Origin of the sequence: Pseudomonas sp. NPDC085632 (genome assembly GCF_044541255.1) — a bacterium.
In the GTDB taxonomy this organism is placed as follows: Bacteria; Pseudomonadota; Gammaproteobacteria; order Pseudomonadales; family Pseudomonadaceae; genus Aquipseudomonas.
This window is the reverse complement of the sequence record NZ_JBITSX010000058.1, coordinates 1-10793: the sequence shown is the minus strand read 5'-3', so window position 1 is coordinate 10793 and position 10793 is coordinate 1. Positions and strand designations below refer to the sequence as shown.

Genomic DNA, 10793 nt, shown 5'->3' with positions numbered 1-10793 from the left:
CGCACCCAAAGTGCAAGCGTGGATTTTTCCAGCACTTCGTTCGTAAAAGAAGTCAGCCGCGCCCGTACCTTTGGTTTCATGAGTGATATCGAGTACCTGCGCAAGCACAACCTCGCACTCGGCGGCAGCGTTGAAAACGCAATCGTGGTCGATGCCGATGGCGTGTTGAACGAAGACGGCCTTCGCTATGAAGACGAATTCGTGAAGCACAAGATCCTCGATGCCATTGGCGACCTGTACCTGCTGGGTAACAGCCTGATTGGTGAGTTCAAAGGCTTCAAGTCCGGTCATGCACTGAACAACCAGCTGCTGCGCAAGTTGATTGAGCAGACAGACGCTTGGGAAGTGGTGACGTTCGAAGACGCCAGCACCGCACCCATCTCTTACATGCGCCCGGTTGCGGCGGTGTAAGTAAAAAACCTCTCTAGTTTTTTGAAGGCCATCCTCGGATGGCCTTTTTTTATGCCTGTGATTTTTGTGTTGCCTGAAAAGGCCCTATCGCTGGCAAGCCAGCTCCCACAGTTTTCTTTGTGAATCACAAATCTGCAGCACATCACAAATCCCTGTGGGAGCTGGCTTGCCAGCGATAGGGCCGGTGAAGCCAATACATCTATCAGGCAGCCACCACCACCCGATTACGCCCACCTTCCTTGGCCTGATACAACGCCTTGTCCGCCGCAAACAGCAACTGCTCCAGCGTCATCTCACTCGCCGCCGTCCACGTCGCGATGCCGACACTCACTGTCATCGGCCGCTCCGCCCCGTCGACCAACGGCAACTGCTCCACAGCCTGACGAATATGCTCGGCAATCTGCTGCGCGCCATGACCGTCAGTCTCGGCGAGAATCACCGAAAACTCCTCCCCGCCATAACGCGCTACCAGATCCGCCGGTCGCCGCACATTTTCAGTGATGACACGCGCCAGCGTCTTCAGCGCCTGATCCCCGCCTTGATGCCCGTGCCGGTCATTGAAGGCCTTGAAATGATCGGCATCGATCATCATCACCGACATCGGTTTGCCTGAGCGCTGGGCGCGGAACCATTCGTGGCGCAGCGCTTGATCGAGCATCCGACGATTGGCTACACCGGTCAGCGCATCAGTGGCGGCCAATTGCGCCAGTTCCCGCTCGGCCCGTTGGCGTAAGCGCAGTTCCCTGGCCAGCAGCCAGGTCAGCCATAACAACCCTGCGCACAACACACCCGTGGCGCCGCTGATCAACATCGCGGTGCGGCGCCAGGTGCCAAACACCTCAGCGCTGGACAGCGCAACCATCACCGTCAGCGGCAGATTGCCGACCCGCGAATAGGTATAGAGACGCTGTTGCTGGTCCATGCTCGAGGTGCTGGTGAAACTGCCATTGCCATCCTTGTCGCGCAGGATCCGAATTACGTTAGGCCGGTTGCCGAAGCTCTTGCCGATGGAGTCGCTTTGCAAATAGGGTTTTTGCGCCAGCAGGACGCCGTCGTTGTCGATGATGTTCAACGTGCTGTCTTTACCAATGTCGAGGCTGTTGAACAACTGATCGAAGTAATCGAGTTTCATCGACGCCACGGCCACGCCGGCAAATTCACCGGTTTCCGAGGAAATTCTTCGGCTGAAACTGATGCGCCATTGATTGGCTTCATCGCAGTCGCAGCGGGTCTTGAACGGGCGGCTGATGAACATGCCGATGTCGCGGTTGAACGCGTGGGCGAGGAAGTAATCGCGGTCGGCGAAGTTGCCCGGTTTTGGCTCGATCCGCGAAGAGTCGGCAATCACATCCCCATGCTTGTCGAGCAACAGAATATCGCCCTTGAAGCGCGCCGTGGTGGAGCGGTCAAACAGCGCCAGATGACGGATCTGCGGCGAGACATTTTGCAAGTCATCACGTTGGGCGGCGGCGATCAGGCCTTGCAACGTCAGGTCGTACAACTCGACCGTGCGCAGCACATCGGCGTCGATCAGCTGGGCGATGGTGGTGGCGCTGCGGGTCGCCGATTCCTGAGCATTGGCGTGCTCGCGGATCAGCAGGAACGTGACGATGCACAGAATCGCGATCACGGTCAGCGAACTGCCGCAGATCAGCAGCAGCTCGGGGCGTCCGGTCTTGCCCGCAACGGGTGGGGTACGGCTCGCGATCATGATTGGGCTGTCGGTTGGGGGAGTCTTATAAGCGTAGTAGGCCAAACACTGCAGCCGAAGCCAGAAACCATTCCCAATGTGGGAGCGAGCCCGCTCGCGAAAGCGCTGTGTCATTCAACATAGATGTTGAATGGTAGACCGCTTTCGCGAGCAGGCTCGCTCCCACAGGGTGCATCTCTGAATTCAGGACGGTGTTATGGCGCCGATCTTAGAAGACGTTGATCGGGTAGTCGATGATTACGCGATATTCATCTGTGTCCGAATCAATCACGCCGTAGCCGTTGCCGCCACGATTGGTTGCCCATTGCAGGTGGACTGCCAGATCCTTGGCCTGGCCGCTCTGCACCACGTACTGCAAATCGAGATCGCGCTCCCAGTGTTTGGCGTTGCGGCCGTCGGCGCTGTACCAGTTGGAATAGCCTTTGCTGTCGGGGTCGACCTTGGTCAGGTCCACCGTGCCGCGCGAATACGACACGGCCGAGGTCAGCCCCGGCACGCCGACGCCGGCAAAGTCATAGGCGTACTTGAGCTTCCACGACCGTTCGTTCGGGCCGTTGAAATCCGAGTATTGCTGCGAATTATCCAGATAAACGCTGTCGCCCTGGCTGATGTAGTCGAACGGCGTGTTGCCATTGACCCGCTGATACGCGGCGGTAACGCTGTGATTTCCGACGCCCACGGTGAAATGCAGGCTGTAGGTGTTGTTGTCGATGTTGCCCAGCAGCGCATCACCGGTGTCTTGCGTGTGATAGAAGTGCAGGCCCGGGTTGAGGCTGACCAGATCGTTCAACTGCCAGGTGTAGTCGAGGTCGTAGTAGTACTGGTTCCAGATGTCCTTCAGCTCGGAAGCGTAAAGGCTGCTGGTAAAACCCTCGACACCGCTCCACGCCACGCCGGCCCAGTTCAGGTGCTGGCTCTCATCGCCATCCGCTAGTGTTCCATACGAGGTGCCAATACGCGTGTGACCGCTTTGGTTGTACGGCTTGGTGAAACTGGCCTGGCCACCTTCGATCAACCAGCCGTCGAAGCTGTGGTTGGTCAGGCTCACACCACGGAAGGTCTGCGGCAGCATGCGCGTTTCACCGCCAGCGATCACCGGGTTGGTGAGGAACAGGTCACCGGCCTTCAGCTCAGTATCGAACGCGCGCATTTTCAACGTGCCACCTGCGGTGGAAAAAGCCCCCGGCGCTTTGCCGCCATTCTCTCTGACCGGCAGGATGCTCGAACCGTCGGTGCCGCCACCGCCATCGAGCTTCAACCCGAGCATGGCGTGGGCATCAATGCCGAAACCCACCGTGCCTTCGGTGTAACCCGACTTGAAGACCCCGAGAAAGCCTTGGCCCCACTCGATGTTGTCGTCCGCTTTCTGCAAGCGGTTGCGATTCATGTAGTAGTTGCGGGCGTTGAGGTTGAGGCTCGAGCCTTCGACGAAACCTTCTTGTGCAGACTCGTCGGCGTGAGCGGCAGGGACAATCGTTGCGGCAATTGCAATGAATAGCGGGGTGAAACGGACTGGGTAACGCACGTGCAATGGAGCTCCTTGGGTCAACTGGCGCCTCTATATTTTGAGGGGCTTCATGTTTCTTGTTGTTACAGACGAACCAAACGGCTTTCAGACCACAACGAAAAAAGGCCGCTGAAAGGCAGCGGCCTGGAATGACGACGGTTGAACGGGAAGAGCCAAACAACCGCGTCGAGGGAAACGTTGGCGCGGTGCGCGACTCAGCTGTCTTTCTCGGACGCTTGAGCCTGGGAAGTGGCAGCCTGCGGGGCTTGCGAGGCGTCTTGCGCCTTGGCCATCACGTCGGCCTGATACTGATCGTAGGCCTGGGCGCGAGCGGCGTTATGCGCTACGAACGACTGCGATTCTTCAGCCATCGCCATCGGCGACAGGATCAATGAGGACAAAACGAACGCGCTGGCAATACCCATACTGTTGGACATCTGGAAAACCTTCTCGCTTGGCGAGTGTGCTGTTTGGTGCGGGCAAAGATAAGGTTGCCGGGCGTTGGGAAACAGCGTGATTTTCATAAATGACTGTTACAGCAAAAGCAAAGATCGCAGCCTTCGGCAGCTCCTACAGGGGAAAGCTGAACACCTGTAGGAGCTGCCGAAGGCTGCGATCTTTTGATCTGCTTCAAACCGGCAAATAAATCCCGAAGGTATTCATCCCCCGATCACTGCGCACAAACACATCCCCGCCATGCATCAGCGCAATCGCCTTGACGATCGCCAGCCCCAACCCATGGTTATTGCCACTGTTACTACGCGACGCATCGACCCGATAAAAGCGCTCGAACAACCGTGGCAAATGCTCACTGGCAATCGGCGATCCAGGATTGGCCACACCAATACTCACTTGGTTATCCTCAACCTCAATGCGCACCTCGATCACCTGACCCGCGCCGGTGTGCTGCACCGCATTACTCAACAAATTGATCAACGCCCGGCGCAAATGCGCGACCTCGATCTGCACCAGCGCATCACCGCTGACCTGCACCTCAACCTGCGCATCTTCAAGAATGAAATCCAGATACTCCAGCGTTGTCGCCACTTCATCAGCCAGCGAAGTCGAGGTGAGTTTGGTCGCCTTGTTGCCCTGATCGGCACTGGCCAGGAACAACATGTCATTGATGATCGAGCGCAGCCGTTCCAGCTCTTCCAGATTCGATTGCAGCACTTCAAAGTAATGCTCTGCAGAACGCCCGCGAGTCAGCGCCACCTGCGTCTGGCCAATCAGATTAGTCAGCGGTGAACGCAGCTCATGAGCGACATCCGCGTTGAACGATTCCAGTCGCGAGTAGGCCTGTTCAACCCGTTCCAGCGTCGAGTTGAACGAGTCGACAAACTGCTCCAGTTCCGGTGGCAGCGGCGACAATCGCAAGCGCCCGGCCCTTAACGGTGGGGCCAGTCGCTGAGCCTCGTGAGACAGTTTGATCAGCGGTTTGAGGCCAATCCGCGCCACCCAATACCCCAGCGCCGAAGCCATCAGCACGCCGACAATCGCCAGCCCGATCAGCGCGATCAACAGGTTGTGCTGAGTCTCATGAAACGTCTCGGTATCGATGCCGATCATGAAGCGCAGCGGCGGGCGCTGATCCTTGGCCGGCAACTCGGTCAGCAGCACTTTCAGCGGATAAGGATGGTCGGCCAACTGCATGTCGTGCATGCCCAACGGGCCTTGAGCGAACGCGCGAATCGCGGCGTCCGGTTGACCGTATTCGTAACCCGGATCGCCGCTGACCACCCAGAAACGAATGCGCTTGTCCTCTTCGCCGAGCAGTTTCAACTTGGCGTTGATCTTCAGCCAATGCTCCGGCGTGCCGAAGCGATTGAGCGCCGATTCGAGCACGCTGTAACGCGCATCCAGCTCGGCTTCCGGCAGCAGGCCCAGGCCCTTGTCCACCTGTTGATAAAGCGCACCGCCGATCAACAGAAACACCAGCAGCGCCACCAGTGTGAACATGCCGCTGAGGCGCAGCGCGATGGAATTACTGGACACCACGGCTCTCCAGCACATAACCCATGCCGCGAATGGTGTGCAGCAGTTTCTCGTCGAACGGGCCGTCGAGTTTGGCGCGCAGGCGTTTGATCGCCACTTCGACGACATTCGCGTCGCTGTCGAAATTGATGTCCCAGACCATCTCGGCGATGGCGGTTTTCGAGAGGATTTCACCTTGGCGGCGGGCGAGGACGCTCAACAGCGAAAACTCCTTGGCCGTCAGATCCAGTCGGGTTCCGGCGCGGGTCGCTTTGCGACTGATCAAATCGATCCACAGGTCAGCGATGCTCACCTGCACCGGCTCATGCCCGCCACTGCGCCGGGTCAACGCTTGCAGGCGCGCGACCAGTTCGAGGAAGGAAAACGGTTTGCCGAGGTAATCGTCGGCACCGTCGCGCAGGCCTTTGATGCGGTCTTCGACGCGTTCGCGGGCGGTGAGCATGATCACCGGGGTTTGCTTGCGCGCACGCAATGCGCGCAGCACGCCGAAGCCATCGAGGCCCGGCAACATGACGTCGAGGACGATCACCGCGTAGTCGCTTTCCAGCGCCAGATGCAGACCCCCGACGCCGTCGCGGGCCAGATCCACGGTGTAACCCTGTTCCGTCAGACCGCGGTGCAGATAGTCCGCGGTTTTTTCCTCGTCTTCGATAATCAGAACGCGCATGACCCTGCCTCAGTCTGTGGTCGCCAACGCCGCTACGGGCGCTGGTTTGGGCCTGTGGAACAGCCGCTCAAGCCACAAGTATATGACCGGAGTGGTAAACAACGTCAGCATCTGGCTGACCAGCAAACCGCCCACCACCGCGATCCCCAACGGCTGGCGCAGTTCGGCGCCAGTGCCGTAACCGAGCATCAGCGGCAGGGCGCCGAGCAGGGCGGCGAGGGTGGTCATGATGATCGGTCGGAACCGCGTGATGCACGCCTCGAAAATCGCCTCCTGCGGTGACAGGCCTCGGTGTCGCTGGGCTTCGAGGGCGAAGTCGATCATCAGGATGCCGTTCTTCTTGACGATACCGATCAGCAGCACCAGCCCGATCAAGGCCATGATCGAAAAGTCCTGGCCGCAGATCCACAGCATGATCACCGCGCCCAAACCTGCCGCCGGCAGTGTCGAAATAATTGTCAGCGGGTGCACGAAGCTTTCATAAAGCACGCCGAGAATGATGTACACCGCCACCAGCGCCGCGAGAATCAGCCACGGTTGACTGGCCAGCGAACTCTGGAATGCCTGCGCCGCGCCCTGGAAATTGCCGCTGATCGCGGTGGGCATGCCGATCTCGGCCTTGGCCTGATTGAGCAAAATCACCGCATCACCCAACGCCACACCGGGCGCGAGGTTGAACGACAGGTTGGCCGCCGGGAACATGCCGTCATGGGCAATCGACAACGGGCCGATGGTCGGCGCATCGAATTTTGCCAGCGCTGACAGCGGAACCATCTCGCCACTCAGTGGCGAACGCAGGTAGAAGTAGTTGAGGCTTTCGGCTTTGCCGCGCTGCTTGGTGTCCAGTTCCAGAATCACGTTGTACTGGTTGACCTGGGTCTGGAATTCATTGATCTGGCGTTGGCCGAAAGCATCGTACAGCGCCTCATCGACATCGCTGGCGGTCAGGCCGAAACGCGCCGCTGCACTGCGATCGATACTGATGTGGGTGATGCTGCCGCCCAGTTGCAAGTCGTTGGAAATGTCACGGAATGCCGGGTTGCTGCGCAGTTTTTCGGTCAGGCGTTGCGTCCATGTGGCGAGGGTTGCGCCGTCGTTACTCTTGAGCACGTATTGATATTGCGCACGGCTCGGGCCGGAGCTGAGGTTGATGTCTTGCCCTGCGCGCAAGTAGAGAACGATGCCGGGGACTTTCATCAGTTGCGGACGGATACGGTCGATGAACTGGCTGGCGCTGACGTCACGGTCGCCGCGTTTTTTCAGGGCGATCCAGAAGCGTCCGTTGGCGATGGTCTGGTTACTGCCGGAGACACCCACCGAGTGGGAAAACGCCTGCACCGCCGGGTCGGCGGCGACGATTTCGGCCATCGCCAAGTGTTTTTTCACCATGTCGCCGTAGGAAATATCCGCAGCCGCTTCAGTGGTGCCGAGGACGAAACCGGTGTCCTGCACCGGGAAGAAACCTTTGGGGATAAAGATGTAACCAACGATGGCCAAAGCGAGCGACAAACCGAATACGCCGATCATCAATTTCTGATGGGCGAGGGCGCGGCGCAGGCCTTTTTCGTACCAGCCGAGCAGGCGTTCGCTGAAGCCCGGTTTGGCGTGGGCGTGATGCACCGGTTTGCGCATGAACAGCGCCGCCAGCGTTGGCGCCAACGTCAGCGACACCACCACGGAAATCATGATCGTCGAGGTCGCGGTCAAGGCGAATTCCTTGAACAGCCGCCCGACCACACCGCCCATGAACAGCAGCGGAATGAACGCCGCCACCAGCGAGAAACTGATCGAGACCACGGTGAATCCGATCTCGCCGGCGCCCTTGATCGCCGCTTCGCGCATATCGTCGCCGGCCTCCAGATGGCGGTGGATGTTTTCCACCACGACAATCGCGTCGTCGACGACGAAGCCGACGGCGACGACGATCGCCACCAGTGTCAGGTTGTTCAGGCTGAAACCGAGGATGTACATCAGGGCGAAACTGGCGATCAGCGATACGCCGAGTACTGCCGACACAATCAAGGTCGCTGACAATTGGCGCAGGAACAGCGCCATCACCGCGACCACCAGCATGATCGCGATCAACAGGGTGATTTCGACTTCATGCAGCGAGGCACGAATGGTTTGGGTGCGGTCGATCAAGGTTTTCACTTGCACCGAGGCCGGCAGCATGGCTTCGAGGCCGGGCAGGGCAGCTTGAATGCGGTCGACGGTTTCAACGATGTTCGCGCCGGGCTGGCGCGAGATCACCAGGTTCACACCGGGTTGATCGCCAGCCCACGCTTGCACGTAGGCATCTTCCGAACCGTTGACGACTTTGGCGACATCGCGCAGGTGAACCGGGGCGCCATCCTTGTAGGAAACGATGAGTTGGCTGTAGTCCTCGGGGTGGAACAACTGGTCGTTGGTCGACAGCGTCGAGATGCTTGATTCGCCGTACAGCGCACCTTTGGCCAGGTTGAGACTGGTCTGCTGAATCGCCAGACGAATGTCGGCAAGGGTCAGGCCGATCGCCGCAAGTTTGTCTGCCGAGGCTTGCACGCGAATCGCCGGACGTTGCTGGCCGGTGATGTTGATTTGTCCTACGCCGTCGATCTGACTGATCTGACGCGAGAGCAGGGTTTCCACCAGATCGCTGAGTTCGGTGCCGGGCATCTGTGTCGAGCTGACGCTGAGGATCAGTACCGGGCTGTCGGCCGGGTTGACCTTCTTCCACGTTGGCAGGGTCGGCATGTCCTTGGGCAGTTTGCCGGCGGCGGTGTTGATCGCTGCCTGGACTTCTTGCGCGGCGGTGTCGATGCTTTTATCGAGGGTGAATTGCAGGGTCAACAGGCTTGAGCCGAGCGCACTGCTGGAGGTCATCTGGGTCATGCCGGGGATGGCGCTGAACTGCACCTCCAGCGGCGTGGCCACGGATGAGGCCATGGTATCGGGGCTGGCGCCGGGCAACTGCGCAGAGACCTGAATCGTCGGGAATTCCGCTTCCGGCAGAGGGGCGATCGGCAAGCGCGGGAAGGCAATCAAACCGACCAGCACCAGCGCGATGGTCAGCAGAATCGTCGCGACCGGATGATCGATGCACCACGTGGAGACGCCTTTGTGCGCCTTCATGGTTTCGGCTCCGCTTGCACCACCTGCGCCGGCTCGGTCATCACTTGCACGGTCGAACCGGGCTTGAGTCGCGACTGGCCGTCGGTGACCAGCACATCACCGGCCTTCACGCCTTTGATTATGTCCTGACCGCTGCCTTGGTAAACCATCTGCACTTGCACGGCTTCGACCTTGTCGCCGTTTACCCGGTAGACGAAGTGTTGGTCGAGGCCGCGTTGTACGACGGTGGGCGGTACGACCAGCGCATCCTTGTCGAGGGCTGTCTGAATTTTTACCGTGACCAGCAGGCCAGGCCAGAGCTTTTGACTGGCGTTGGCGAATTCGGCCTTGGCGCGGATGGTGCCGGTGTTGGCGTTGATCTGGTTGTCGATCAGGGTCAGGTGACCTTCGCCGAGCAGGTTGCCGGTTTCGCCATCGGTGTCGGCGCCAATGTAGGCCTTGACCGGTGCGCGTTGTGGATCGTTGATCAGGCCTTGCAGGGTCGGCAGCATTTGCTGGGGCAGGGAGAATTCGACGGCAATCGGGTCGATCTGGGTGACGGTGAACAGGCCGGCGGTGTCGGTCATGCGCAGGAAGTTGCCTTCGTCGACTGTGCGAATACCGACGCGGCCGGTGACCGGGGAGCGAATCTGCGTGTAGGAAAGTTGTACTTGGGCCGCATCAATCGACGCCTGGTTGCCTTGGGCGGTGGCTTTCAACTGGTTGACCAGGGCTTGTTGCTGGTCGTAGGTCTGCTTCGAGATGCCGTCGTCGACGGTCAGCAGTTTGTAGCGTTTGAGGTTGACCAGGGCGACTTGCAGTTGTGCCTGGCTTTCGCCCAGTTGGGCGCGGGCCTGGTCGAGGCTGGCGCGGATGGAGCGGTCGTCGATGGTGGCCAGCAGGTCTCCGGCTTTGACGAGTTGGCCTTCTTTGACGAGGATTTTGGTGAGGATGCCGTCGATCTGGGGGCGCACCACGACGCTGTGCAGGGAGAGTACGGAGCCGATGCCGCTGGTGTAGCGGGGGATGTCTTTTTCGCTGACCGCGATCACTCGCACGGGGATGGCGGTGGGGGTGGCGAGTTTGGTCGGGGCGGGTTTCAGGGCGTACCACAGACCTGCGCCTGCGAGGACGATCAATAGGGTGGCGAGCAGGGCTTTGTTCTTTTGGATTCGCATGCGGGGTGGGCGCCGGACGGAGTTTGGGCAGGGTTAGGGTCTTTATAAACTTGTTTGGGGGTCAGGAGGGTGACGGCTAGCTGTCAGCGCTGTCAGTTTCGCTGGGTACATATCCGTTGCTGCGGGTTTGGCTGATTACGGTTCCGCCCTTACGGCGGGTCACTTTTTACAAACGCCTAAAAAGTAACCAAAAACGCTTGCTCCTACGTGCGGCCCGCTCGCTGGGGCTCGGGG

General features: G+C 59.5%; 8 protein-coding genes. 1 reads left to right on the top strand and 7 read right to left on the bottom strand.

What is annotated here, in order from left to right; genetic code table 11:
* The coding region (locus ACIF4X_RS25855; RefSeq protein ID WP_397484261.1) for a UDP-3-O-acyl-N-acetylglucosamine deacetylase at positions 1 to 411 on the top strand (411 nt) is incomplete at its 5' end.
* Between the two features lie 202 nt (positions 412 to 613).
* Here the strand turns inward: ACIF4X_RS25855 and ACIF4X_RS25850 are convergent.
* From ACIF4X_RS25850 to ACIF4X_RS25820, 7 genes are all read right to left on the bottom strand, one after another.
* Positions 614 to 2122, bottom strand: a complete 1509-nt coding sequence (locus tag ACIF4X_RS25850) for a sensor domain-containing diguanylate cyclase (protein WP_397484260.1) — start codon at positions 2120 to 2122, stop codon at positions 614 to 616.
* A gap of 208 nt (positions 2123 to 2330) precedes the next feature.
* Positions 2331 to 3647 carry an OprD family porin gene (locus tag ACIF4X_RS25845; RefSeq protein WP_397484259.1) on the bottom strand — a complete coding sequence of 439 codons (1317 nt, stop codon included), beginning with the start codon at positions 3645 to 3647 and terminating at the stop codon, positions 2331 to 2333.
* Between the two features lie 197 nt (positions 3648 to 3844).
* Positions 3845 to 4066 carry a hypothetical protein gene (locus ACIF4X_RS25840; RefSeq protein WP_397484258.1) on the bottom strand — a complete coding sequence of 74 codons (222 nt, stop codon included), beginning with the start codon at positions 4064 to 4066 and terminating at the stop codon, positions 3845 to 3847.
* 193 nt (positions 4067 to 4259) lie between these two features.
* Complete coding sequence (locus ACIF4X_RS25835; protein WP_397484257.1) at positions 4260 to 5624, bottom strand: heavy metal sensor histidine kinase; 1365 nt, start codon at positions 5622 to 5624, stop codon at positions 4260 to 4262.
* A complete protein-coding gene (locus ACIF4X_RS25830) occupies positions 5614 to 6291 on the bottom strand; it encodes a heavy metal response regulator transcription factor (RefSeq protein WP_397484256.1) in 678 nt (225 codons plus the stop codon). The genes ACIF4X_RS25835 and ACIF4X_RS25830 overlap by 11 nt, the downstream gene beginning before the upstream one ends.
* A gap of 9 nt (positions 6292 to 6300) precedes the next feature.
* Positions 6301 to 9402, bottom strand: coding sequence for a multidrug efflux RND transporter permease subunit (locus tag ACIF4X_RS25825; RefSeq protein ID WP_397484255.1), 3102 nt, complete (start codon positions 9400 to 9402; stop codon positions 6301 to 6303).
* The gene (locus tag ACIF4X_RS25820; RefSeq protein WP_397484254.1) at positions 9399 to 10559 is read right to left on the bottom strand and encodes an efflux RND transporter periplasmic adaptor subunit; all 1161 of its coding nucleotides are present in this window, start codon (positions 10557 to 10559) and stop codon (positions 9399 to 9401) included. Before ACIF4X_RS25820 ends, ACIF4X_RS25825 begins: the two co-directional genes overlap by 4 nt.
* Between the last annotated feature and the right edge of the window lie 234 nt (positions 10560 to 10793).